General features: G+C 41.3%; 26 protein-coding genes. 19 read left to right on the forward strand and 7 right to left on the reverse strand.

Annotated features, from left to right (window positions below):
- Nucleotides 1-143 precede the first annotated feature (143 nt).
- Nucleotides 144-1,004: a prephenate dehydrogenase gene (locus ACKWCA_RS20775; RefSeq protein WP_413980168.1), complete on the forward strand. Its 861-nt coding sequence runs from the start codon at nucleotides 144-146 to the stop codon at nucleotides 1,002-1,004.
- A gap of 115 nt (nucleotides 1,005-1,119) precedes the next feature.
- Nucleotides 1,120-2,202 carry a chorismate mutase gene (locus ACKWCA_RS20780; protein WP_413980169.1) on the forward strand — a complete coding sequence of 361 codons (1,083 nt, stop codon included), beginning with the start codon at nucleotides 1,120-1,122 and terminating at the stop codon, nucleotides 2,200-2,202.
- 89 nt (nucleotides 2,203-2,291) lie between these two features.
- Here ACKWCA_RS20780 and ACKWCA_RS20785 read toward each other — a convergent pair whose 3' ends face one another.
- On the reverse strand, nucleotides 2,292-2,735 hold the full coding sequence (locus ACKWCA_RS20785; protein WP_413980170.1) for a hypothetical protein: 444 nt from the start codon (nucleotides 2,733-2,735) through the stop codon (nucleotides 2,292-2,294).
- 304 nt (nucleotides 2,736-3,039) lie between these two features.
- Between ACKWCA_RS20785 and rsgA the strand changes: the two genes are divergently transcribed.
- The 13 genes from rsgA to ACKWCA_RS20850 all read left to right on the forward strand — a co-directional run bounded on the left by rsgA (nucleotide 3,040) and on the right by ACKWCA_RS20850 (nucleotide 16,890).
- The gene (gene rsgA / locus ACKWCA_RS20790; protein ID WP_413980171.1) at nucleotides 3,040-3,993 is read left to right on the forward strand and encodes a ribosome small subunit-dependent GTPase A; all 954 of its coding nucleotides are present in this window, start codon (nucleotides 3,040-3,042) and stop codon (nucleotides 3,991-3,993) included.
- Nucleotides 3,990-4,442: a D-aminoacyl-tRNA deacylase gene (gene dtd / locus ACKWCA_RS20795; RefSeq protein WP_413980172.1), complete on the forward strand. Its 453-nt coding sequence runs from the start codon at nucleotides 3,990-3,992 to the stop codon at nucleotides 4,440-4,442. Before rsgA ends, dtd begins: the two co-directional genes overlap by 4 nt.
- 86 nt (nucleotides 4,443-4,528) lie before the next feature.
- Nucleotides 4,529-6,433, forward strand: coding sequence for a DUF3857 domain-containing protein (locus ACKWCA_RS20800; RefSeq protein ID WP_413980173.1), 1,905 nt, complete (start codon nucleotides 4,529-4,531; stop codon nucleotides 6,431-6,433).
- Between the two features lie 29 nt (nucleotides 6,434-6,462).
- Nucleotides 6,463-8,514, forward strand: a complete 2,052-nt coding sequence (locus ACKWCA_RS20805; RefSeq protein WP_413980174.1) for a DUF3858 domain-containing protein — start codon at nucleotides 6,463-6,465, stop codon at nucleotides 8,512-8,514.
- Nucleotides 8,480-8,806: a nucleotide pyrophosphohydrolase gene (locus tag ACKWCA_RS20810; protein ID WP_413980175.1), complete on the forward strand. Its 327-nt coding sequence runs from the start codon at nucleotides 8,480-8,482 to the stop codon at nucleotides 8,804-8,806. The genes ACKWCA_RS20805 and ACKWCA_RS20810 overlap by 35 nt, the downstream gene beginning before the upstream one ends.
- A gap of 35 nt (nucleotides 8,807-8,841) precedes the next feature.
- A complete protein-coding gene (locus tag ACKWCA_RS20815) occupies nucleotides 8,842-10,071 on the forward strand; it encodes a 3-phosphoshikimate 1-carboxyvinyltransferase (protein ID WP_413980176.1) in 1,230 nt (409 codons plus the stop codon).
- An 87-nt stretch (nucleotides 10,072-10,158) separates the two neighbouring features.
- Complete coding sequence (queA, locus tag ACKWCA_RS20820) at nucleotides 10,159-11,208, forward strand: tRNA preQ1(34) S-adenosylmethionine ribosyltransferase-isomerase QueA (RefSeq protein ID WP_413980177.1); 1,050 nt, start codon at nucleotides 10,159-10,161, stop codon at nucleotides 11,206-11,208.
- Nucleotides 11,209-11,311: 103 nt separating this feature from the next.
- Complete coding sequence (gene rlmN, locus ACKWCA_RS20825; protein ID WP_413980178.1) at nucleotides 11,312-12,349, forward strand: dual-specificity RNA methyltransferase RlmN; 1,038 nt, start codon at nucleotides 11,312-11,314, stop codon at nucleotides 12,347-12,349.
- A 147-nt stretch (nucleotides 12,350-12,496) separates the two neighbouring features.
- On the forward strand, nucleotides 12,497-13,474 hold the full coding sequence (locus ACKWCA_RS20830) for a polyprenyl synthetase family protein (protein WP_413980179.1): 978 nt from the start codon (nucleotides 12,497-12,499) through the stop codon (nucleotides 13,472-13,474).
- A 71-nt stretch (nucleotides 13,475-13,545) separates the two neighbouring features.
- The gene (locus ACKWCA_RS20835; protein ID WP_413980180.1) at nucleotides 13,546-14,109 is read left to right on the forward strand and encodes an RNA polymerase sigma factor; all 564 of its coding nucleotides are present in this window, start codon (nucleotides 13,546-13,548) and stop codon (nucleotides 14,107-14,109) included.
- Entirely contained in the window at nucleotides 14,096-14,836 is a 741-nt protein-coding gene (locus ACKWCA_RS20840; protein WP_413980181.1) for a hypothetical protein, read from the forward strand. Before ACKWCA_RS20835 ends, ACKWCA_RS20840 begins: the two co-directional genes overlap by 14 nt.
- Nucleotides 14,837-14,918: 82 nt before the next feature.
- Nucleotides 14,919-15,989 (forward strand): porin family protein, encoded by a 1,071-nt coding sequence (locus ACKWCA_RS20845; protein WP_413980182.1) that lies wholly within the window; start codon nucleotides 14,919-14,921, stop codon nucleotides 15,987-15,989.
- Between the two features lie 10 nt (nucleotides 15,990-15,999).
- Nucleotides 16,000-16,890, forward strand: a complete 891-nt coding sequence (locus ACKWCA_RS20850) for a DUF5694 domain-containing protein (RefSeq protein WP_413980183.1) — start codon at nucleotides 16,000-16,002, stop codon at nucleotides 16,888-16,890.
- Between the two features lie 37 nt (nucleotides 16,891-16,927).
- Here the strand turns inward: ACKWCA_RS20850 and ACKWCA_RS20855 are convergent, their stop codons facing one another.
- Nucleotides 16,928-17,173: a zinc-ribbon domain-containing protein gene (locus ACKWCA_RS20855; RefSeq protein ID WP_413980184.1), complete on the reverse strand. Its 246-nt coding sequence runs from the start codon at nucleotides 17,171-17,173 to the stop codon at nucleotides 16,928-16,930.
- Between the two features lie 68 nt (nucleotides 17,174-17,241).
- Between ACKWCA_RS20855 and ACKWCA_RS20860 the strand changes: the two genes are divergently transcribed.
- The gene (locus tag ACKWCA_RS20860; protein ID WP_413980185.1) at nucleotides 17,242-17,961 is read left to right on the forward strand and encodes a DUF4386 domain-containing protein; all 720 of its coding nucleotides are present in this window, start codon (nucleotides 17,242-17,244) and stop codon (nucleotides 17,959-17,961) included.
- A gap of 102 nt (nucleotides 17,962-18,063) precedes the next feature.
- Here ACKWCA_RS20860 and ACKWCA_RS20865 read toward each other — a convergent pair whose 3' ends face one another.
- The 3 genes from ACKWCA_RS20865 to ACKWCA_RS20875 form a co-directional block, all read right to left on the reverse strand.
- Nucleotides 18,064-18,939, reverse strand: a complete 876-nt coding sequence (locus tag ACKWCA_RS20865) for a DUF4846 domain-containing protein (RefSeq protein ID WP_413980186.1) — start codon at nucleotides 18,937-18,939, stop codon at nucleotides 18,064-18,066.
- A 144-nt stretch (nucleotides 18,940-19,083) separates the two neighbouring features.
- A complete protein-coding gene (locus ACKWCA_RS20870) occupies nucleotides 19,084-19,689 on the reverse strand; it encodes an SIMPL domain-containing protein (protein ID WP_413980187.1) in 606 nt (201 codons plus the stop codon).
- A 96-nt stretch (nucleotides 19,690-19,785) separates the two neighbouring features.
- Entirely contained in the window at nucleotides 19,786-20,211 is a 426-nt protein-coding gene (locus ACKWCA_RS20875; protein WP_413980188.1) for a hypothetical protein, read from the reverse strand.
- Nucleotides 20,212-20,456: 245 nt separating this feature from the next.
- On the opposite strand from ACKWCA_RS20875, the gene dnaG reads away from it, so the two are divergent.
- On the forward strand, nucleotides 20,457-22,436 hold the full coding sequence (gene dnaG, locus ACKWCA_RS20880) for a DNA primase (RefSeq protein WP_413980189.1): 1,980 nt from the start codon (nucleotides 20,457-20,459) through the stop codon (nucleotides 22,434-22,436).
- 93 nt (nucleotides 22,437-22,529) lie between these two features.
- Here dnaG and ACKWCA_RS20885 read toward each other — a convergent pair whose 3' ends face one another.
- Together ACKWCA_RS20885 and nadE are read right to left on the reverse strand one after the other, a co-directional pair.
- Nucleotides 22,530-23,159 carry a response regulator gene (locus tag ACKWCA_RS20885; protein WP_413980190.1) on the reverse strand — a complete coding sequence of 210 codons (630 nt, stop codon included), beginning with the start codon at nucleotides 23,157-23,159 and terminating at the stop codon, nucleotides 22,530-22,532.
- Between the two features lie 170 nt (nucleotides 23,160-23,329).
- On the reverse strand, nucleotides 23,330-24,118 hold the full coding sequence (nadE, locus tag ACKWCA_RS20890; protein ID WP_413980191.1) for an NAD(+) synthase: 789 nt from the start codon (nucleotides 24,116-24,118) through the stop codon (nucleotides 23,330-23,332).
- Nucleotides 24,119-24,206: 88 nt separating this feature from the next.
- Between nadE and gldB the strand changes: the two genes are divergently transcribed.
- Nucleotides 24,207-25,172, forward strand: a complete 966-nt coding sequence (gldB, locus tag ACKWCA_RS20895; RefSeq protein ID WP_413980192.1) for a gliding motility lipoprotein GldB — start codon at nucleotides 24,207-24,209, stop codon at nucleotides 25,170-25,172.
- A gap of 1 nt (nucleotide 25,173) precedes the next feature.
- Nucleotides 25,174-25,509, forward strand: a complete 336-nt coding sequence (gene gldC / locus ACKWCA_RS20900) for a gliding motility protein GldC (protein WP_413980193.1) — start codon at nucleotides 25,174-25,176, stop codon at nucleotides 25,507-25,509.
- Nucleotides 25,510-25,564: the final 55 nt, after the last annotated feature.

A 25,564-nucleotide genomic window follows, 5' to 3' on the forward strand; every position in this document is an offset into this window, starting at 1 on the left:
GGTAGAAAGTTGCGGATATGTCGGTTAAAAATGTAGAGATAAGTAGAACCGTTACTACAAATGGATACATTCCGAATAAAGGAGGACATAGCAGGTGATTTTGACCCCAACAGGGCGTCTATATAGATTAAAGTGTAAATAAAATGAAAGTATTTATCATCGGTATCGGTTTGATCGGGGGTTCCTTTGCCAAGGATATCAAGCGCTTTGTGCCACAGGCGACCATCTATGGTATTGACGCCAATGAGGCGCATTTGCAAGAGGCGTTATCCTTGAATCTCATTGACCATATTTCGAGCCATGAGGAGCTTGGTCTTGCGGACATGGTCATTGTTTCGATTCCAGTTGATGTCTTGGTGAGCGAGCTTCCTAAGATACTGGATGGCGTAAGCGATGATTGCGTGGTTTTTGATGGGGGGTCTACCAAAAGTTTGATTTGTAGGTCCTTGGAAAATCATCCAAAGCGGAGAAATTACTTAGCGGCACATCCTATTGCTGGTACGGAGTTTTCTGGTCCTTCCGCAGCGGTAGAAGGCCTGTATGAAGGCAAGACGAATATCATCTGTGAAGTGGAAAAGACGGCTTTCAAATTACAGGAGAAGGCGTTGGCACTATTTCAGAAAATGGGAATGCGAATTCGATATATGAATCCAGAAGCCCATGACAAGCACATCGCCTATGTTTCGCATTTGTCACACATCAGTTCGTTTATGTTAGGAAAGACCGTAATCGAGAAAGAAAAAAACGAACGCGATATTTTTGACATGGCGGGATCTGGTTTTGAAAGTACCGTTAGACTCGCAAAAAGCTCACCGGCAATGTGGACACCCATATTCGAACAAAATAAGGATAATGTCGTGGAAACGTTAAACGAGTATATTCAGAACTTGGAAGAATTTAAACAAATGCTCATACAAAATGACTATCAAGGCATTTATGACGAAATGAACAACACGAACAAAATCAGGGAAATATTAAATGGGATACCCTTGCATAATAAGTGAGTTTTAGAAAAATCGATTAATACAATAACTAATATTAAATAGACGAAGACATAAAAATGGTGGAAAATAGTAACCTTTACCCTCCGCCTTTTACGCCTTCACCAAAAACAGAGTAATGGAGAATACAAAAGAAATGAGAACATGGTTGGATGATATGGGTTTAGATCATCCACTAGTAATAGCAGGACCATGTAGTGCAGAAACTGAAGAACAAGTGATGCGCATCGCTCACGATTTAAAAGATACCGATGTCAACTATTATAGAGCTGGTATTTGGAAACCAAGAACACGCCCGGGAAATTTTGAGGGTGTGGGTGCGTTGGGCTTGAAATGGCTTCAAAAGGTAAGAGAAGAAACAGGGTTGAAAACCGCTACCGAAGTTGCCAATCGAGCACATGTAGAGCTAGCTTTGGAGCATGATATCGATTTGTTATGGATTGGGGCCCGTTCAACAGTGAGTCCCTTCATTATGCAGGAACTGGCCGACGCACTGGCAGGCACTGATAAAATTGTACTGGTTAAAAACCCGGTGAACCCTGATTTGGCGCTTTGGTTAGGCGGAATTGAACGATTGCATACCGCAGGGATCAAAAAACTTGGGGCCATACATCGCGGATTTTCCACCTATGAGAAATCAAAGTATAGGAATATTCCAGAATGGCAACTGGCCATTGAGTTTCAAAATAGATTTCCTGATTTGCCCTTGATCAATGATCCATCGCACATTACAGGAAAGCGCGATATGATCTTTGACGTTTCGCAGACCGCTCTGGACCTGAATTTTGACGGACTTATGATAGAAACACATCATGATCCCGATAATGCTTGGAGCGATGCGGCGCAACAAGTAACACCTGATAGATTGGTTCAGATTATGGATGATTTAAAAATCAGAAAGGAAGACGACCCCGAAACGGAATACAACAGTCAGTTAAATGGACTTAGGGCACAGATCGATGTAATCGACAATCAGCTTATAGATACTTTGGGCAAACGTATGAAGGTCGCTGACGGTATCGGTAAATTGAAAAAGACCCGAAATGTTGCCGTACTTCAATCTAATCGGTGGAATGAAATTTTGGGAAAAATGATTCTAGAGGGTGAGACCAAAGGGTTGAGTGAAGAATTCGTGCTGCGTATGTTCAAAGCCATACACCAAGAGTCAATAAATCATCAAGAGAAGATTTTAAAGGCCTAGTCAACCAGAAATAACGTATAAAAAAGGCGCCATCATAGGAATGATGGCGCCTTTTTACTTTTGTCAATGATGGTAAAGGGATGCTGGTTTTACTCCTTCTTGAAGATGTAGCGGGTAATGAACAAGCCTTGGCCATCATCGCCACCGGCGTCGGCTTCAACACCACTGGCCACAAAGATCAATTCCCATCCATCTTGAAGCATCGCTGTTAACTTAGATGAAATCACGGCATCATTGGCAGCAATATTCTGAAAACGGATTCCGGCAATGTTATAAAAATTGAGCAGTTTTGTTTCCTCAAAGTTCTTTACGCGAATATCTGAACGTTTTGATTTGTTTCTTGTGTTGTCTTCGGCCGTTTGCTCCGAAGTATATTCACCGAAGTCCTTTTCTTCCTGAGCGTCTATAATACGAGATCTTCCGAGCCCACTTGGTACAATTGATTCTACACTTGTAATAACCTTTATTTGTTGCGCATTGGCATCAAAGGAAGCAATGAGTAATACGGTTGCGATAAAAACTATTTTTTTCATAATTAAAAATTTAAGATATGTTGATTAAAGACAATATGGTTTAGTTAAGGTTGCACGACTGGTTCAAAAAATCACTGAACTTTGGTTTTTTTAGATAAGAACAGTACTCAAAGTTAAGCGCTGTTTTTGATTTGAACCACAAAAATGGGCTTTTTGGTGAAAAATGAAGGAAAATAAGGAGACGTCTTTACTGGGTATCCGATCTTGAAATCGATTTCTCACAGCTATTTATATCAATTATAGTAGGACCCAGCTCGTTCAAAAACCTTTATTTTGTACTTATGGTCCGCAATAACAATATGGAATGAGAGGTACGGTTTATAAATCGACGGGAAGTTGGTATACTATTAAGGCTGCGGATGGAGAGTTCTATGAATGTCGCATTAAGGGAAAGTTTCGAATAAAAGGTATTAAGAGTACAAATCCCATAGCCGTAGGTGACATAGTGGAGTTTGCTATAGAAGAGGGAGGTGACGAGACTGTAGGTATTATTTCGGCAATTGAAGAACGAAGAAATTACGTCATCAGAAAATCGGTCAATCTGTCCAAACAGACCCATATTATCGCTTCGAATCTAGACCAGGTCTTTTTGCTCGTTACGCTCAACAACCCCAAAACATATCCGATATTTATCGATCGTTTTTTGGCGACGGCAGAGGCCTACGATATTCCTGTTACCCTGCTCTTCAATAAAATTGACACCTATAATTTAGAAGAACTCGCCGAGGTAAAATACCTTGCGGAGCTTTATAGGAATATAGGGTACACCTGTATTGGAATTTCAGCAAAAACGGGAAATAATGTGGACAAGGTAAAAGAATTGATGGTCGACAAGATCAGTATGTTCGCAGGCAATTCAGGCGCCGGTAAATCTACCCTGATCAATACTATTGAACCAACTCTGGACATAAAAACAGCAAGGATCTCCGAACAGCACTTACAAGGACAACATACCACGACTTTCGCAGAAATGTACGACTTGGGTTTTGGGGGGAGTATTATCGATACTCCGGGTATCAAAGGGTTTGGGGTTGTAGATATGGACAAACAGGAAATCGGGGATTACTTTCCTGAGTTCTTCACTTTGAAAAGTGAGTGTAAATTCAATAATTGCATTCATTTAGATGAGCCGCACTGTGCGGTAAAAGAGGCGTTGGATCAAGAAAAGGTGTCATGGAGCCGTTACAAGAGCTATGTTCAGATAGTGACGGGAGAAGAGGAGAACTATCGTACGGATCTTTTTGGCGAGAAAAAATGAGAGCGGTCATTCAAAGGGTTTCCAAAGCAAGTGTTACGATTGACGGAGAACTGTTTTCGGAAATCGATGGGGGTCTTCTTGTGCTCTTGGGAATAGTTGATTCCGATACCCGAGAGGATATCGAATGGCTATCCCGAAAAATAAGTAATCTGCGTATTTTCAATGATGAGGAGGGGGTCATGAACCGGTCGTTGATCGATGCCCAAGGAGAAGCGTTGGTCGTGAGTCAATTTACCCTGCACGCCGCGATTAAAAAAGGCAACAGGCCTTCTTACATCAAAGCTGCTAAACCCCATATCGCCATCCCCCTTTACCAAGATTTTATTGCGCAAATGGAAGGTGAATTGAACAAAAAAGTCAAAACGGGTGTTTTTGGAGCCGATATGAAGATCGCTCTGTTGAATGACGGTCCCGTCACAATTATCATAGATACCAAAAATCGAGAATAATAGGGTTTCGTCTATAAATTTCAAAAGTTTTGTAAGAAATTAAGTTGCTTTGCGTTATGTGATTACCACCAAACCAAACCAAATCAATGCGCTTACCAGTTTTTCTGTGTTTTCTATTTTTCTCCATACTTTCCTTGGCCCAATATCAAGCCTTAGCACTTGATGAGACCTTGACAAAGAATGCCAATGCTGTGCTTCGTCTTGATCAAATGGAGATCGAGATTCACTCAAAGAAGGAAATGGTGGTCAAGAACAAGCAAGTGATAACCGTCTTGAACAGACTTGGAAATAGACATGCAGGAACTGCTTTGGGGTATGACAGCTCAAAAAAAATCAAGGCAATAGAAATTATTATCTATGACAAACTTGGCAACCAGATAGAGAAAATAAAGAAAAAAGACTTTACCGATGTAAGTGCGGTGGATGGCTTCTCACTTTATCTTGATTATAGACAGCTCTATTATGACTATACTCCCATTAGTTACCCTTATACCTTAGAGTTCAACTATGAATATATTACCCCCGATACCGGTAGTATACCCTCGTGGTACTTTTTGGGTGGGTTCATGAAAAGTGTGGAAAAAAGTCGATACTCCATTTACTATTCAAATTCGGCTTTAAAACCGATCATACACGAGAAGAATCTCGAATCAATTCGCTTCGAAAAGAAAGAAACGGGCAGTAGTATTGTGTATACCGCCGAGAATATCGGAGCCATCAAACAAGAAAGATTAAGTCCCACTTTTGGTAAAATCGCGCCTAGGCTGATGACCAAAATCAATAATTTTCATTACAAAGGATATGATGGTGCCATCGAGAGTTGGAGTGCCATGGGAACTTGGATTGATGAAAAATTGCTGGCCGGTCGTGATGAACTGAACGAGGCGACCATACTGGAAGTGAAAAACCTGACTTCGGGTATCGAGGATGATTTGGAAAAGGCCAAGAAAATCTACAAGTACGTTCAAGATAATACCCGTTATATCAGTGTTCAAATCGGTATTGGAGGCTTACAGCCCATTAGTGCCATAGAGGTAGATCGCGTAAAGTACGGTGACTGTAAAGGCCTTTCGAATTACACTAAAGCTTTGTTGAAAGCCGTTGGTGTCGATTCTTATTACGCTGTGGTACAGGCCGGTGCCGACAAGGTTGATTTCGAGGAGGATTTTGCTGATTTGGCACAGGGAAATCATGTGATTTTGACGATTCCTCACAAGGGCATGTATTATTGGATAGACTGCACCTCACAAGTGCTGCCATTCGGATATATAGGTAGCTTTACCGATGATAGAAAGGTCTTGATCGTAAAGCCTGAGGGTGGCGAATTGGTCAGAACAACCTCTTATGTTGATGACGATAACTACCAACATATTGGTGCGTCTTACGTCATTGATAGCGAAGGAGGTATTGCCGGCAATGCTACTATCAAGACCAAAGGAGTGCGCTATTATCAGCATTTTAGATTGAATCAAGACCCTAAGGAAGATGTTATTAAACACTATAAAAATCAATGGAACAATATCAACAACCTTAAGGTATCCGAATATAGCTTGAATGATGATAAGGCAGAAGTGACATTTAGTGAGACGGTTTCTTTGAACGCAACGAACTATGCCTCATTAAGTGGTAATCGCATTCTCTTTACGGTGAATGCCTTCAACAATAATGACTTTGTCCCTGATAGGTATCGAAATAGAAAACTGCCCTTTGAGATCCAACGCGGCTTTTTGGATACCGATGAGTTCACTATAGAGCTTCCAAAAGAGTATAGCATTGAGGCGATGCCCAAAGAACGACAAATCGAAACCGAGTTCGGTTCGTATGAAGTAGCTTATACCTATGTTCCTGAAAACAATACGGTGAAGTATTCCCGTAGTCTCCTTGTTAAGAAGGGGTATTATCCTAAAGAGAAGTATAGTGACTATCGCGATTTCAGAAAGGAAACAGCGCGTTTGGATGACGCGCAAATCGTTTTGGTCAAGAACCAATAAACCAACCATACAAATTAAGAAGAACTACCATGATTAGACTTAAAATTACCGTATTTTGCCTTGTTTTTTCCGCAACTTCCTTTGTTTTAGGCCAAGATTTCAAGTTTGGAAAAGTTTCAAAAGAAGAGCTAACCGAGAACGTATATCCACAAGACTCCTCTGCCGTGGCCTCGGTATTGTACCGTCATCAAAGCGTGCGATTCTCATATACTCAAGGTGTTGGTTTTAAGCTGCTTACCGATGTGCATGAACGTGTGAAGATATATAGTAAAGATGGGTTTGATTATGCGACCGTATCCCAATTGCTATATAAAAACGGAAGTGATGCGGAATCCATCTCAGGGTTAAAAGCCTATACCTATAACCTTGAAAATGGGAAGATAGAAAAGAGTAAGATGGAGAAGTCAGCGGTATTCAAAACTTCCCGGAGCAAATACCGAAACGAGGAGAAATTTACATTGCCCAATGTAAAAGAAGGTAGCGTTCTTGAATACCACTATCAAATCACATCACCGTTCTATTCCTCCGTAGATGAAATCGACTTGCAGTATGACATACCGATTAAAAAACTGGAAATAGCCGTAGAGATTCCCGAGTATTTTGTTTTCAAACCGTTAATGAAAGGATACCTTCCAATTTCGCCCAAACTTGGTACAAAAGCGGGTAGAATAAATTACACTTCAAAGAACCGCTCTAATCGCTACTCGGCCGCAACCAATTTTGATGCGCAAACAATTGAATATAAAATCAATACAACTCATTATGATATAGCGAATGTTCCAGCATTGAAGGAAGAGCCCTATGTCAATGATATGGACAATTATAGAAGCGCTGTCAAGTATGAATTGCAGTACATTCAGTTTCCACAGGAAGCACGTGAAAGCTATTCGACAACTTGGGAAGATGTCATCAAAAAAATATATAAAAGTGACAGTTTTGGAGGTCAATTGAAATCAGGTCGATATTTCCAGGAAGACCTTGAAAAGTTGATGGCGGCCACCACAACCGAATCAGAACTGATTGCCGCGATCTTTTTGCATGTACAGGGGCGAATGAATTGGAATAGCATCTATGGATACGGGGTAGATAAAGGGGTAAAGACAGCCTACAAAGAACGATCGGGTAATATTGCCGATATCAATCTTATTCTTACCTCGATGTTACAAGAAGCCGGCCTGAATGCGAATCCGGTATTGGTCAGCACCAGAGACCACGGAGTACCAATGTTTCCCACTCGCGAAGGGTTCAATTATGTAGTTACGGCAGTAGAACTTGAAGGAGGAACGGTCTTACTCGATGCAACGAACAAATACACCAAGCCCAATTTACTACCGACCCGAGCACTGAACTGGTTTGGCAAGATGATCAAAAAAGATGGTACCGCTAAGACATTGAACCTTATTCCAAAGAAAGTTTCAAGAGAAAGCACAAACGTAAGCGTAGTCCTGAAGGCAAATGGTGATATTGAAGGTAAAGCGCGCAAGTCCTATACCGATTATGATAGTTATGCTTTCAGAAATAGATATGCAGCTGCCGACGAAGAGGATTATTTGGAGAAGTTGGAGAACAGGAATAACGGAATGGAAATTTCTGATTACGCCATCAAGAACAAGAAGACAGTTGGTAAACCGGTGATGGAAAGTTTTACCTTCAATTTGGAAAGTCAGGCCAACATTATAGGTGATAAGATGTATTTTTCACCTATGTTCTATATGGCCATGACCGAAAACCCCTTTAAACTTGAAGACAGAAACTATCCCATAGATTTTACTTATCCATGGCAAGAGAAGTTCGTCATGAATATCAAACTCCCAGAGGGCTATCAATTGACTTCCAAACCGGAGAACATGAATATGGCACTTGTCAATAAAATGGGTAGCTTCAAGTATCAAATAGTCGAAAACGGAAGTGGCCTTCAAGTCATGGTCGATTTGAAAATAAATGAAGCGGTGATATCGGCAAACTACTATGCCGACCTGAAAGAATTGTTTAAAAATGTCGTGGAAAAACAAACAGAAAAACTAGTTTTATCTAAAACTTCATCGGATGGAACTGCAGACAGCTCAGGCAAAAGTAGATAAATGGATCAAGGAACACGGGGTACGCTATTTTAACGAACTCACTAATATGGCCCAACTCACGGAAGAGGTAGGTGAGGTAGCCCGTATTGTTGCCAGACGTTACGGTGAGCAGAGCGAAAAGGAATCGGATAAATCAAAAGATCTTGGTGAAGAATTGGCCGATGTACTCTTTGTAGTACTTTGTTTGGCGAACCAAACGGGCGTTGATTTACAACGGGCTTTTGATGAGAAACTAGACCTCAAGACCAAGAGAGATCACGATCGCCACCACAATAATCAAAAGCTTAAATAGTAGTATCTTTGGGGCTCGTTTTAAAACACCGAACCTTGAAATTAAAACTAGCTTCACCTGATAGCACCTTATTCTCCTCGAGTATACAGATTACTGGCTCTAAGAGTGAAACGAATAGATGCCTCTTACTTCAGGCACTTTATCCAAATATTTCCATAGAGAATGTATCGAATTCCGATGACGCCCAAGTCATGCAAAAGGGATTGCAAGTCTCGACTGGTACGGTCGATATTCACCATGCAGGTACCGCCATGCGTTTTCTGACTAGCTTTTTTGCTTCAAGTGAGGGGAAAGAAGTTACCCTGACCGGATCAAAGCGTATGACGGAACGCCCCATCAAAGTGCTGGTAGAGGCCTTGCGCCAATTGGGGGCCGACATCGTTTACGAACAAAATGAAGGGTACCCGCCTTTGAAAATCAAAGGCAAGAAGTTGACGGAGCGTAGTGTTAGTTTGCCGGCGGATATAAGCAGTCAGTATATATCTTCATTACTCTTAACTGCCCCAAGTCTTCAGAATGGGCTTGAATTGGAATTGGTAGGTAAGATTACTTCGGTACCTTACATTAAAATGACCTTAGCCCTGCTCGAACAGATCGGGGTAGTGAGTACGTTCGACGACAACCGTATTTCGGTAGCACCCCGGACAATTGTCAATGACGCAAACCTAGTGGTGGAATCGGACTGGAGCTCCGCTTCATACTTTTATAGTATCGTAGCACTTTGTGAAATAGGAACACGAATTACTCTTTCTGCATATAAAAAGGATAGTCTTCAGGGTGACAGTATCCTTTCCAAAATATATACGGATTTCGGTGTGCACACAGTTTTCGATCAGCATAAGATTACCCTGATAAAGGCTGAAGACCCGAAGTTGAACACTGTTGGGTATGATCTGTCAAATGCTCCCGACACGGCACAAACCATTTCCGTAACTTGTTTTGGGTTGGGGATGGGCTGTGAACTGACCGGCCTACATACGCTCAAGATAAAGGAGACGGATCGTCTAGAAGCGTTGTTTGTCGAGTTAACGAAATTAGGAGCTCCCATTTCGGTTACTGAAAAAGCGCTGACTTTGAAACCTTCGAATACCATAGAGTCCGATGTGGCCATCGATACGTATAATGACCATCGTATGGCAATGGCTTTTGCTCCGCTCGCACTCAAAACCAATTTGATAATCAATGATGCAGAGGTCGTTTCAAAGTCTTACCCTGACTTTTGGAACGATTTAAAGACCTTGCGATTTCAAGTCTCCGAATTATAATTCCCCTTTTACTTGACATCCCCTATCCGCAGGTTGTATATTTGCAGCCGCTAAAAAATAGTAATCCAAAGCAACTAATTCCTCTATATGAAACTATCGCATTTCAATTTTGAGCTTCCAGAGAATTTACTCGCCGAATATCCAGCGGAAAACAGAGATGAGTCCAAGCTAATGGTCATCCATCGTGAAACGGGAAAGATTGAGCATAAGATGTTCAAAGATTTGATTGACTACTTTGATGAAGATGATATCATGGTCATCAACAATACAAAGGTCTTTCCAGCGAGATTATACGGAAATAAAGAGAAAACTGGAGCGCGAATCGAAGTGTTTTTACTTCGTGAATTGAATGAAGAACAACGTCTTTGGGATGTTTTGGTCGACCCGGCACGTAAGATAAGAATCGGTAATAAACTCTATTTCGGTGATGATGAAACCTTGGTTGCCGAAGTTATCGATAACACGACCTCAAGAGGAAGAACTTTGCGATTTCTCTACGATGGTTCGTATCTCGATTTCAGAAGAAAACTGAGGGATTTAGGTCAAACCCCTTTGCCAAAATACATCAAGAGAGATGTGGAACCGGAAGATGAAGATCGATATCAGACCATTTATGCCAAGCATGAAGGAGCGGTAGCCGCACCTACGGCCGGACTCCATTTCTCAAAGCATCTTTTAAAACGTTTGGAAATCAAAGGAGTGAATTTCGCTGAACTCACCTTACACGTAGGCTTAGGTACTTTTAACCCGGTTGAGGTAGAAGACCTTTCGAAGCACAAGATGGATAGTGAGGAATTGATTATCGATGAAAGGGCTACTGAAATTGTAAATTCTGCCAAAATCAAAAAAAGAAAAATATGTGCCGTAGGTACTACGGCCATGCGTGGTTTGGAAAGCGCGGTTTCTTCGCAGCGCACACTGAACACCTTTGATGGATGGACGAATAAATTCATTTTCCCTCCTTATGAGTTCAGTATTGCGAATGCCATGATTACGAACTTTCATTTGCCAAAATCGACCTTACTGATGATGGTCTCCGCATTTGTGGGGCATGACCTGATGAAAAAGGCATACAAAGAAGCTATTTTAGAACAGTATAAGTTCTATTCGTACGGCGATGCGATGCTGATTATATAGAACATATTTGTTTTTCCATTACGGTAGAACTGGTATACCGTAAGTTATAAATCCCTCTTTAAGTTCAATACAAGCATAAGGAGGGATTTCTTATACAACCTTCGTGAGCACAAAAAAAGACATTCGGGCCCTGACCAAAGAACAACTGCGCGATTTCTTTGTTGCTAATGGCGACAAGGCTTTTCGAGGCAATCAGGTGTATGAATGGCTTTGGCAAAAATCGGCGCACTCCTTTGATGTGATGACCAATCTTTCAAAAGAGACCCGTGAAATGTTGGCACATAATTTCGTCATCAATCACATCAAGGTCGATGTCATGCAACGAAGTAGTGATGGTACGATCAAGAATGCTGTACGCTTGCACGATGACTTGGTCGTAGAATCCGTGTTGATTCCGACAAGTACGCGAACAACGGCCTGTGTATCAAGCCAAGTAGGTTGCAGCTTAGATTGTAGGTTTTGTGCCACCGCACGACTGAAGCGAATGCGAAACCTAAACCCGGATGAAATTTATGACCAGGTGGTTGCTATCGATAACGAGAGTCGCCTGTACTTTGATCGCCCATTGAGCAATATCGTTTTCATGGGTATGGGCGAACCCCTGATGAATTACAATAACGTACTAAAAGCCATTGATAAAATCACTTCGCCCGAAGGTTTGGGTATGTCTCCGAAGCGAATTATTGTTTCGACCTCAGGAGTACCTAAAATGATCAAAAAGATGGCTGATGATAACGTCAAGTTCAAATTGGCGGTTTCCCTACACTCTGCAGTCGATGAAATTCGTACTTCCATAATGCCCTTCAATGCCACATTTTCCCTTACGGATCTTCGTGAAGCCCTTCAGTACTGGTATGAGAAAACCAAAAGTAGGATTACCTATGAGTATGTGGTATGGAAAGGAATCAACGATACGCAAAAAGACGCTGATGCCTTGGTTGCCTTTTGCCGATTCGCTCCTTCGAAAGTCAATTTAATCGAGTACAACCCAATTGATGACGGAATGTTTCAGCAAGCCGCTCAAAAAGCCATTTCCATGTATACGGAAACACTCGAACGCAATAATATTGTTGTTACAGTGCGCCGTTCGAGGGGAAAAGATATCGATGCCGCATGCGGACAGTTGGCCAATAAATCATAAGAGGTCCGTTCGAAAAGGGAACAAGCAATCCAAATCACCGTGGAACTTTATTTTTACGAGCATTACTACGGATGCGTACCAAGATACTCCGCGCTTTTCCCTAATTTTATGACTCAATTCAGACCTTACTGAAAAACGAACTTATTTTTGAAAGTCGTATCTCAAATAAAAGACCCGATTCGTACGGAAATGGAACTTTTTGAAAGCAAGTTCCGCGATTCGATGTCGTCTCAAGTAGCCCTACTCAATAGAATTACCTATTACATCGTAAACCGAAAGGGGAAGCAAATGCGGCCTATGTTTGTTTTTCTGTGTGCCAAACTCTTGAATGACGGTCAGGTTAATGAGCGAACATATCGGGGGGCTTCGGTAATAGAATTGATACATACGGCCACTTTGGTACATGATGACGTGGTAGACGAGAGTAATAAACGCCGCGGATTTTTCTCCATTAATGCACTATGGAAGAACAAAATCGCAGTTTTGGTCGGGGATTATCTGCTTTCGAAGGGACTTTTATTATCGATTGATCATGGTGATTTTGACCTTTTGCGAATTATTTCGGTTGCCGTTCGTGAGATGAGTGAGGGAGAGTTGTTGCAAATTGAAAAAGCACGCAGACTCGATATAACAGAGGATATCTACTATGATATCATTAGACAAAAGACGGCTACCTTAATAGCAGCCTGCTGCGCTCTTGGAGCTTGTTCGGTGAAGCCAGGGTCTTCAGACGTGGAAACGTTTCGAAAATTTGGTGAATTTTGCGGAATGGCCTTTCAAATAAAGGACGACCTTTTTGATTATGGCACCGAACAAATCGGCAAGCCTACAGGTATCGATATCAAAGAACAAAAAATGACGTTGCCGCTCATCCATGTATTGAACAACTGTTCAAACAAGGAGAAAAAGTGGTTGATCAATTCGGTAAAAAACCATAATCAGAACAAGAAACGCGTCAAAGAGGTTATTTCATTTGTGAAAGATCGTGGCGGATTGGATTATGCGGTTTCAAAAATGTTAGTGTTCAAAGAACAGGCATTGCGATTATTGGAAGCCTATCCGCCCTCAAGCTACCGAAGCGCTCTTGAACTCATGGTCAACTATGTGGTCGAAAGAAAAAAATAGATTTTTTTAACTTCAGGCAACAGAATGAAGATTTGTGGCGTCTATGCTAATAGAAGACAACGATAAAGACCTTGAAAATCATACCATTTTATAGTAACGAGAAGCAACTGATCAAGAAATCGGTATCAGGTGATCGTGAGGCGCAAAAGCGGCTATACGAAAAGCATGCGCCAAAAATGTTGAGTGTGTGTCGGCAATATGTCAAAGATGTGCATTTTGCTGAAGACGTCATGATCAACGGTTTTGTAAAGGTGTTCAAGCACCTTGACAGTTTTCGTTTCGATGGTAGTTTTGAAGGCTGGGTAAGAAGGATAATGGTACGTGAAAGCATATCGCATTTGAGAAAACAACAGTTCGTGGTCTTTGATGATACTGTTTTTGAGAAAACGGCCTCACCCAGTGTGACGGTCTCCTCTGAATTGGATGTAGCTCATATTCAGGGTCTTATCGATGGACTGCCTGAGGGGTATCGAGCGGTATTCGTGTTATTTGCAGTAGAGGGCTATTCCCATACCGAGATAGCAAAAATGCTCAACATTTCAGAAGGTACTTCAAGGTCTCAATTGTTCAAATCACGAAAAATGTTAAAAGAGAAATTAAAGAAGCAAAATATTATAGGATATGGCACCGAATAAATTTGAAAAACATATCAAAAAAGAACTCGAAAATCGAGAGATACAACCTTCATCCGATGCTTGGCTAAAGTTGAGCGATAGGCTAGATGATACGTCCGCTGAACAGCCGAGAAAAAAAGGATATTTATGGTACGCCGTAGCAGCATGTTTCATAGGCCTGATTGTTCTTTCTACCATTTTCTTTAAAGGTACTGCTCCAGTTTCCGAACCTGCAATTCAGGTGGTCGAAGATGCAACCAAGAGTGGTGAAGAGGTCGAGGATTTTTCAAAGGACACTACTCCGCACCCACCGGTTGAAGTAGTAATCAATGAAGAAGCGCCCAAGCAGAAAGTAGAAAGAAAGCCGACTATAGAAAAGAAGGAAATTCTTGAAACGGAAAATGCAAATACCCAACTTGCCGATTCCTCGGAAAAGGTCGAAGTTCCCTTGAGTGATCCTTCCGAGGAGATCATAAAGACCAAACTCATGGAAGTACTTGCCCAAGTAGACGCTCTAGAACAAAACCAAGAGCAAATAACCGATGCTGAAGTAGACTCGTTATTGCGTAAGGCTCAAGAAGAGTTGTTGACGGGCCCCCTTTTCCGTAACGATCAAAGTGTAGATGCTATGGCCTTATTGTCCGAAGTGGAGAATGAGCTTGATAAATCATTCCGAGATCAAATTTTCGAATCTTTAAAAAGTGGATTCCTAAAAGTTCGTACAGCCGTTGCAGATCGCAACAATTAATATTCATCAATCAATAATACATGCTCCATTCGCCCCCTTCCTCGGAAGGGGTAGGGTGAGGGTTGAGCAAATCAAAATCATTATGAGAACAATTACACTTTATTTTTTACTTGCACTCGTTGCATTTATTTCACAGCGCCTGAATGCCCAACATGAAGACTACCAAAAGAAAGTAGAGGTACTTCAAAGTTTGAAAGAAGATGTTGTTAAACAAGAAAAAGAAGCTTTAAAAGAAGAAATTGAAACTATCAACGAACAACTGAAGAATGATGATATTTCTTTCGAACAGGCAAAAACCCGAAAAGAGGCGGCAGCGAAAAAACATGCGCTGAATATCGAAAACAGCATGGCTATAATCGACAACAAAATTCTCTTACTAGAACGAAACGAAGGAGAGACCTTTATTCTATCCGAGTCGGAAGAATACGATGACGGCATGTTCAAAATCGATATCAATGGGGAGCGGGTGTTGTCTTTCAATTCTAGAGATTGGAAGGTCGATGTGAAATATGATCGCCGCACCTATATCGACCCAGTGATCGCCTTTGGACTGAACAATGCGATAATCGATGGCCAGTCGCTTGAAGATTCTCCCTATAAACTAGGAGGAAGTCGTTTTCTTGAGCTGGGATGGGCCTGGAGAACACGTGTGTTAAAGAATTCCAATGCGCTGCGTTTGAGCTACGGGGTGTCCTTTCAATTCAATGGGCTGAAACCGAAAAACAATCAGTTTTTCACGGTTGAAAATGGGCAAACCGAACTTCAGGAGTTTGAGTTTGAATTGAGAAAATCGAAATTCCGAATGGATAATTTGGTCTTTCCAGTACATTTCGAATTTGGGCCTTCAAGGTACATCGAGAGTGAAAACAAGATCCGATACTCCATTCGCAATCAATTTCGATTTGGTATCGGGGGCTATGGAGGATTTAACCTAGGAACAAGGCAAAAACTAAAGTACCGTCGTGAGGGTGAAAACGTCAAGGATAAATTGAAAAGAGGTTATAATACCTCTAACTTCATATATGGCTTAAGTGCTTATATTGGTTTTGACGGGGTGCAGCTGTATGCAAAGTATGACCTGAATCCCATTTTTAGAAATGCCACTGTCGAGCAGCGAAACGTTTCATTGGGAATGCGGTTAGACCTTGATTAATCTACTTGAAATGAAAACGAGCATAAAAAAAATACGCCCCTATATCATTCTGCTAACGACCGCCTTTTGGTTGTATAACTGCAAAGATTCCGGATCGAAAGTCGAGGCCGATCCTGGGACGCAACAGGAGAGTCAAAAAGAAGTTTTGTTGATCGGCACTTTTCACTATAACAACCCAGGTGCAGACGTGGCCAAAACCAAGTCATTCGACATTCTGAATGATGACTCACAGCAGGAGCTCGACGATATAGCACATCGGATTTCCGAATTCAATCCAACTAAGATTTTTGTGGAATGGGAGCACGATGAGCAGATGCAACTAGACTCCCTTCGTAAGCGCTATGCAGATAACACCTATTTTTCGGATGATAGTTTAAGTGATTTTTATAGAAAGAATGAAATATTTCAATTAGCGTTTAGAGCCGCCAAATTGGGGGAAATAGAGGAGATAATCGGTTTTGACTATAAAACGGAATTCCCATTCGACAGCCTTATGGTGGTCCTTGAGAAACACGAGCAAGTGGATATTCAATCCAGAATTGGAAAAATAGTCGAGGTTTTCACCTCCGACTTTGATGAGAAGATTGAAAATGGGGAATCTTTATTGGACTTGACCTATTATTTGAATACGGAGAAGTTCAGAGCAATGAGTAATCGTTTTCATATCGAAATACCCTTACTTGTGGGGCCAAAGGATAATTTTATCGGTCCGTATCTTACTTCGGAGTGGTACCGACGCAATCTATACATGTGGTCTTTAGTTCAAAAAAGTGCTACGGATGACGATAGACGAATAATGATCTTGGCCGGGGCCAGCCATGCGGCAATGTTCAAGGATTTCATAGATGACAATACGGTTTGGTCGGTCGTTGAATTAAAGGCTGTCATGGAAGACAACTGAGCTACTGAAATCGGTTAGAGGATAAGGGGGTACAGCCTCAATCCACCTGAGCGTTCCGTTGCATTTCTTCGGTGAATTCATTTTCAAAATAAACCCGTTTGCAATGTTCGCATTCGGCAATGGTATGTCTTGAGAACCTGAAAATCTTTATCCAGAAGAGGTGAAACCAATTACTGGTCTGTGAAAGGGTTAAGGTGTCCGGTTGTGCACAATAAGGACATTTCACTCCATGAAGTGATTTGATTTCTGTTTTTCCAGGTCGGGTGCCGAAGAACAATATCATGATCAAGCATTTGTATATCGTGACAAATTACATAAAATAATGGAAGAGTCTAATAGTTAAACAGTCGTATGGAACCAACAAATAGAACGGCAAGAATAGCCGGTTTTTTCTACCTCTTGCTCATTGTCAGTGGTATTTTCAGCATACTTTATGTTCCCTCCGAATTAATACTGTGGGATAATGCCGCTGAGACGGTGCAGAACATAACCAGTTCACAATTATTATTTAAATTGGGTATACTGGGTAATTTGGTATGTTTTACCTGCTTTATAGCGGTGCCGGTTGTCTTATTTAGGTTATTGCGGTCAGTAAAACAAGAGCAGGCCGCGCTCATGGTAGTTTTCGCACTAACAAGTGTGCCGATTTCTTATTTGAATATCGTAAATCATATGGATGTTCTTGCCCTTATAGACAATGTGCAATACGCAAACATACACGGGGTCGATAGCTTGAATTCTGAAGTGATGTTACTACTTGAATCGTTTAATAACGGTACTCTAGTGGCCCATGTTTTTTGGGGTTTATGGCTCTTTCCCTTTGGATATCTCGTGTATCAATCTGGGTTTTTACCGAAATTTTTTGGAGTTATGCTCATGCTCGGATGCATCGGATATCTAATCGACTTTTTGGGTTATTTTCTTTTTGAAGGATATGGGGGGAGCCTAGTTTCCGATATAGCCGGAATACCGGCTAGTGTAGGGGAAATAGGTATTTGTTTATGGCTGCTCATCAAGGGGGTCGGCACCAATAAAATAAATAAGGGTGATGGGGCTATTGCCCATGGATAGCTATTCAAAATGAACGAAAATATGTCCGATTTTACCATACATAGGGTTCAAATATCCGGCACCCTCTCTTGATAGTCGGGTTGTATGCGCGTGAATGGATCTTTAAAACCGTTTTAAATGGTGGATTTCGAATGTCCACTCCGGCGTATACAACGTATCGGTTAGTTCCATACCGTACCACGGATTCATAACACTGTCATTTGGGTTTTTGAGAAGTTGCAATTCTTGGGCGGGCATATAACTTTGCGCCAACAGCACTATTTTTTTCCCACTTTCTTGATGGATGGCCATATCGACAACAATGATGGCATGCCCAGGAAAACCACCTTTAATAAAGGTATCGCCGATGTCTATGGCATCTAATGAAATTGGTTTCATCTCTTTTTCCAAAGAAGCGGTGCCCGCGTAGCTGAAGACCATTTCAAGGTATTTCCAAAAATCGATATAGGAAGTAGAAGGCGTTGTACCGTTGGTCCATCGAACTTGGTTCCCCGAAACTTTAATCCGTTTTCCGTTCCTCCATGGAATATAATCCGCACGAAAGCCATTGGTGAAATTGAAGCCGATACTATCGTATTTCTTTTCTTTGAAAAAGTACTCGGCCCTTAAACGAATAATGGCATCGGCACATTGATGAAGATCTCTTTTTCCAATCGGTAAGTCGATAACGGCCTCATAGACATTGCTGTTAGGTTTGAAAGAACCGTCAAAATAAGTCACTTTTGAATTCACCTTCTTTAAAGGAAGTTGCCTTAAATAGTGTTGAAATGAACCTGAGTCTACTTCGGACCTTCGATAACCATCAGGTGTGGAAAACCTTTTTTCGATGGTGTTTTCCATAGGGTAGGACAATTGGTCGACGGCAGGGTGTATGATTTCCTTGTTTTTTGCAGCTGTTTCGTTGTCTTTCGGAGTGGGCCCACCACAGGCTTGAACGATAAGAAGCAAGAATACTACCGAGACTACATTTTTATACATGCCTGTATTATTTTGTTTCCACGCTCTTTTTAGAAGAGATACGACAACATAAGGCTTTTAAAGATAGGTCCCGCCTGCCAAACTAGAAACATGGACAAATGTAATAGGGCTGACGGGACTTCTCAATAAACAACCAACTGATTCTTAGTGCAACTCGAAGGAAACGGACATGTAATAATCGCGTTCGTCATTCGTGTTGCCATAGTACATCGACTCTGATATCTTTTTAGCGTTTGTATCGCTCACGTAAATAGCCTTGGCTATTTTTCTGCCTATTTTGTCCGCAATACCTTGGGCCTTCTTCTTGGCGTCATCAAATGCGGCTTTGGCATAGGTAGCCATTTGTGCATCCGATAATTCAGCTTTAAGTGTGGTATCCGAGCGGGTTACTCCTATGGATTTCACGCCTAGGAACTTTTGCATTTCTTCAAGTGAAGTGGTCTTGAATTCAAGTATTAGACCTTCCTTTTCGTATCCTAGTAGTGCATAGTGCAAGGGATCCTCTTTCAAGCGGTCACTGCTGATACCCACTTTGGCCAATTTATCCAAATAGGTCGATTTGACTTCTGACAAGCTCATCGTCTGGGCGTCATAATAGACGTTGTTCATACTGAGGATCATCTTGCTGCTGTATTCGGGGGAAATCGAATAGGTGTGATGGCCGCTTACTGTAATGTTGTTTTTAAAGTTTTGAGCGAAGGCTCCAACGGTCATAAAGACCATAATGATATTTAAAACTGCTTTTTTCATGATAATTGTTATTTGATTTTTTTCCTTTGACCAGGAAATATTGGTTGAGTTCAAATTAAATCGACTTATTTAGGTAACGCAGGCAAACGGCTAAACTTATGATATGGTGAACAAAAATGAAGCGACAATCATCCATATGCCGACAATGATTCCGAAAATGCCGAGTTTACCCTGTTTTGGGGCGATTTTAGCTCGAAATTCATCCGCTTTTGCCTTCGCGATTTCGTTCTTTGACAAGAACAGCTTATTGATAAGTCCCGACCCTAACATAAAGCCAAGAATGGCTGAAATCAGGTTGCCGGCCAAAAAGGTAATCCACCAAATGGGTGCGACCTGTAACCAGCCTAGGTTTAAAATGGCCGTAATAAGGCCCCAAACACCCCAGAAACAAAAGACAATGCCAATCCAACCTTGATAGGGTTCTATTTTTTCGAGTAATTCCTTGGCGTTTGGTTTTTTTGAAAGCAGTAACGACGGTACTGCGATAATACTTAATAGAATTAATGTAATTCCCCAGATCATAATATGGTTTTTAAAGTTATTAATTGTTGTATCGCTGATTTTCAGCTGTTAAGTTTATACACTACAAAGTTGCGTAGATTGTAATCGGGGCGTTACCCTATAGCTAGTGAAATTTGAATCCCTGAAAACGGGTATGCAGTACCAGAGATGGATAGGCTCGATGCTTTTTTAAACAAACCTTTCGCTTTTAGATTTATCTTTGCGATATTGTGAGGCTACTTCTTTAACACCTGAAATACGCAAAATTGATTTCGAAATCAACAATTGATCAAGTATATGAGACTGCCCGATTAGAGGAGGTTATCGGTGATTTTGTACAACTGAAGAAATCTGGGTCCAATTTCAAAGGGTTGAGTCCGTTTAGCGATGAACGTACTCCAAGCTTCATGGTCTCCCCAGTGAAACAAATATGGAAAGACTTTAGTAGTGGTAAAGGAGGCAATGTGGTTGCTTTTTTGATGGAACACGAGCACTTCACTTACCCTGAAGCTATTAAATACCTGGCAAAAAAGTACAACATTGAAGTAGAGGAGACCGAGCGTACCGATGAACAGAAAAAAGAGGCCAACGAGCGCGAAAGCATGTATTTGGTTTCGGAATATGCACAAGATTATTTTGCCAAAATGCTTTGGGAAAGCGAGTTGGGAAAGGCAATCGGATTGACCTATTTCAAGGAAAGGGGGTTTACTGATGAAACGATCACCAAATTTGGTTTGGGGTATTGTTTGGATCAATGGGACGGATTTACAAAAGCTGCTCTAGAAAGTGGCTATCAACTTACCTACTTGGAAAAAACAGGCTTAACGATAGTTAAGGAAGATGCCTCCAATGCTGAAGGTTCAAAAAAGTTCGACCGTTTTAAAGGTCGTGTCATGTTTCCGATTCATTCGATGAGCGGAAGGGTGTTAGGCTTTGGGGGGCGTATCTTGACCAATAATAAGAAGGCCGCGAAATACCTGAACTCTCCTGAGAGTGATATCTATCACAAGAGTAAGGTGCTCTATGGTATCTATTTTGCGAAACAGGCAATTGCCAAGGAGGATACCTGTTACTTGGTGGAAGGCTATACCGATGTGATTCAGTTTTATCAGAGGGGCATTCATAACGTGGTTTCATCAAGTGGAACGGCGTTGACCCCAGAACAGATTCGGTTGATCAATCGCTTGACCAAGAATATTACGGTTTTGTTCGATGGTGATGCTGCTGGACTCCGTGCTTCCCTACGCGGAATCGATTTGATTCTAGAACAGGGCATGAACGTAAAGGTTTGCGCTTTTCCCGACGGTGAGGATCCCGATAGCTTTTCTAAAAACAATGAGTTGGAAGAGGTGTTGAATTACCTTAGGTCTAATTCAAAAGACTTTATTCAATTCAAGGCAGGCCTTTTGGCCGAGGAAGCCGCCGATGACCCGATTAAAAGAGCAGATACGGTTAGGGATATTGTCAATAGTATTGCCAAGATACCCGATGCGATCAAAAGGGAGATATATGTACAGGAATGTGCACAGATTATGAACGTATCTGAAGGCGTACTGTTTAGTACACTGGCCCAAATCGGTAAAAAGAACCAAACTGATGCGAACAAACGTGCGCAACCCGAGCAAAAGGCATTTGATGTCGTAAAGAATGAGGTGAAGGTCGAAAAAGTCGATGTGCAATACGAACTGGAGCGGAAGATCATCGAAATGCTTTTGTTGTACGGAAAAGAACAACAAGAGTTCGAAGATTTGGTCTTGAAGGAAAATGAAGAGGGTGAATTGATACTAGAACCGGAGTCGTTGCACATTAAAGTATATGAGAAAATTTATCTCGACCTCCAAGAAGATGAGATCGAACTGACGAATGCGCAATTCAAAGCGGTCTATTTAAAACTGATCGAGGCGTTGAACGAAAAGGAAGATTTTTCGGTGAGTACTTTTCTGTCTGACTTAAATCAAGATATGGTTTCCGAGATTTCCGGTATACTGATGGAGGAAGAAAAATATGTGTTGCATAACTGGGAGCGTAAAGATATTTATCCGAAAGAAAAGAAAACCGTCATTGCCCAATTGGTCAGTGAAACGATACTCACTTTACGCTGTTTTTTAATTAAAAAACGCATGCTGGCCCTCCAAAAACATACGGAGAATAGTCATGAAGATAATAAGGAAACACTTGAGGAGATTATGAACTATTTGCAATTGAATAATTTGTTGAATAAAAAACTGAATCGTGTGCTTTCTTGACAGGCCCAAGAAACAAGACACAAAAAACCCCGAAGAATTTTTCAATCTTCGGGGTTTTAATTTAGAACTATTTGGTCGGCAGAGTTTACTGCTCTAGTAAAGCTCTAATGCTTTCGCCTGTTGCAATAAATCGACCATGTTGTCGACGTTCAACTTTTTCATCAATCTTGCTTTATAGGTACTTACCGTCTTTTCATTGAGATTAAGACCTAATGCAACATCTTTATTTCGTTTACCACTAGCGAGTAACTTCAACACTTCTACCTCGCGGGAAGATAATTTTCTGAAGAATCGACGTGGTTTCTGAGTTCCTTCATCGAAGGCCAATCGTTGAGCTAGCTCATTGGTAATAAACATGTTACCTTCGCTAACTTTTTTCACCGCCATAATTAGATAATCAATGTCGGAGGTTTTTGACAGATACCCGAAAGCTCCTGCTCTGATTGTACTCAGGGCATAAACATCTTCTGATTGTCCACTGTACATCAAAACTTTAACATCTGGAAATTCTTTCTTGATTTTTCGTAATGTAGCAATTCCATTGATTTCAGGAATATCCATTTCGAGCATCACAACGTCTGGGGTCACTTTTTCTAATTTTTGGAAAAGCTCCTCAGTAGTCGAGGCGGAATCTACAACTTTAATACCTGAAGCAGAATCCAAAACGTGCTTCACTCCCATACGGATTATGGGGTGGTTATCGGCAATTAAAACTTTAATCATTTCTGTTTTTTTCTAGATTAGAGAGACGTTAGGTTTGGCATGTATTTAAATACTGACATGCAATGTAAGGTTAAAATAGGTAATACTTAAGCAAAACTCGCTTTTTTTTCACAAAAAACCTGATTTACATCATTTTATTCGTCTATATTACGACTTTTTAGGTTAAAATGCTATAATAGTTCCTTGGGAATTTCGCAAACGGGTATTGGAATCATTTTATGATGGTTTGCCGTATTAAATTTTCTAAATATAGCAAAAACTTCTTTTTCTCGCCCATTAAAATCATCGACTGTCTTTCCTAAGTCCTTCATTTCCATGGCCCATTCCAATTCTGGATAAGAGGCGCCGATTTGATCTTCATCCGTTCGGTCATCTCCCCAAAGTCCATCTGTGGGTGCAGCTTGTATGATTTCTTCGTTGATTCCTAAGAATTTTGCAATCTCGTACACCTCGGTCTTCAATAAATCGGCAATTGGACTTAGGTCAACACCTCCATCACCATACTTGGTGAAAAATCCTACACCGAAATCCTCAACTTTATTTCCTGTACCAGCTACTAAGTACCCTCTTAGGGCCGCAAAGTAGTACAAAGTAGTCATTCGCAAACGTGCTCTGGTATTGGCCAATGACATGAATCGTTCCTCCTCATTTTCGACGGGAGGTAAACTGGCGACCAAGCTATCGAAAACGGGTGTCAGCTGTACTTCTTGTCTAGCGACCGAATCGAAATTCGATAGTAGCCAGTCAATATGCCTTGATGCCCGACTGACTTGATTCGCCGCTTGATGGATGGGCATCTCTAGACACAAGAGTTCAAGGCCTGTTTTTGCACATAGTGTGGAAGTCACGGCAGAATCTATACCCCCTGAAATACCAATGGTAAAACCTTTGATATTGGCTTGGGTGGCATAATCACGTAGCCAATTTACGATATGCTCGATTACTTTTTCCGTTTGCATGGGATAGGGTATTAGGTAAAACGATTAACTTTGCCCCTAAAATAAAGCGGAAGACATTAAAAATAAAATTTACAGAAGACTACTTTCTATGAGACCGACCTTTTTTATTGTATTCTTAGTTTTTTGCCTGCTTTATGGCTGTAATGAAAATAATAAGATCGAGGAAGAGATTTCAAAGATAGAATTAGACCTCAATGTCTCAAGATTTGATGAGGAATTCGCACAAGCACAACCTGAGAATCTTGCGGACTTGAAACAGCGTTATCCGTATCTATTTCCAGAGCAGTATCCTGATAGTATTTGGGAGGAAAAATTGAAGGACACGGTTCAACGGGAATTGTTCTTGGAAGTACAAAAAGCCTTCCCTGATTTTTCGGAGAAAGAGGCCGATTTGACCGACCTCTTTCGACACATAGCCTATTATTTTCCCTCGGTATCGGTGCCTAAAGTGGTTACTCTGACTTCCGACGTGCAATATGATACCCGGGTGGTTTTGGTCGATAGTCTTTTGCTTTTGGGGTTGGACAATTATTTGGGGTCCGGTCATCATTTTTATGAGCGTATTCCTAAGTATATCGCTACGAGTTTGGAATCGAAATTTCTGGTAAGCGATGTCGCGAGTGCATTTGCGAATAAAGTAGTCCCCCGGCCGAAAGATCGTAGCTTTTTGGCACAGATGATTTATTATGGCAAGCAATTGTACTTGAAAGACAAGCTGATGCCAAATGCTTCCGACCCTATTAAGATTGGATATTCACAAGAGGAGTTTGACTGGGCGGTTGCCAATGAAGAACCTATTTGGCGCAACTTTATCGAACAAGAGCATTTGTACAGCACAGATAGGCAGTTGGCGGCACGTTTTTTAGATCCGGCACCATTTTCAAAATTCGGTTTGGAGCTGATCGATAACGAGTCTCCAGGTAGGATTGGGCGCTATATTGGTTGGCAGATCGTTCGCTCATTTACGGAGAGAAATGAAGTTGCGGTGCAAGAGCTTTTGAGTATACCGGCTGAAGAACTGTTCAAAAAATCAAACTTCAAACCCCAAAAATAAAATGACAAAACTGCATACTTCAGAAATCACCTTGACCGTAGGCCTCGATGAGAATCGTGTGCCGGAAACCCTCCATTGGTCCGCACAAGATGGTGGAGTAGACAATGAAGAGGCGAAGGCCATGCTACTTTCGGTCTGGGATAGTAAGAACAAAGAATCACTGAAAATCGATCTATGGACCAAGGATATGCCCGTAGATGAAATGAAGATTTTCTTTCACCAGACGTTGGTTTCTCTGAGCGACACGTTTATGAAGGCGACCCAAGATGAAAAGATGACGGCTACCATGAAAGATTTCTGTGCTTATTTCGCAGAGAAGTTAGAATTGCAGGGGTGAAGCGAGTGCTATTCATTCTAAGTGTTCGTAAGGATTGATTCCTCTATCGATGTCC

Source organism: Maribacter corallii, from assembly GCF_047345415.1.
Classification (GTDB): domain Bacteria; phylum Bacteroidota; class Bacteroidia; order Flavobacteriales; family Flavobacteriaceae; genus Maribacter_C.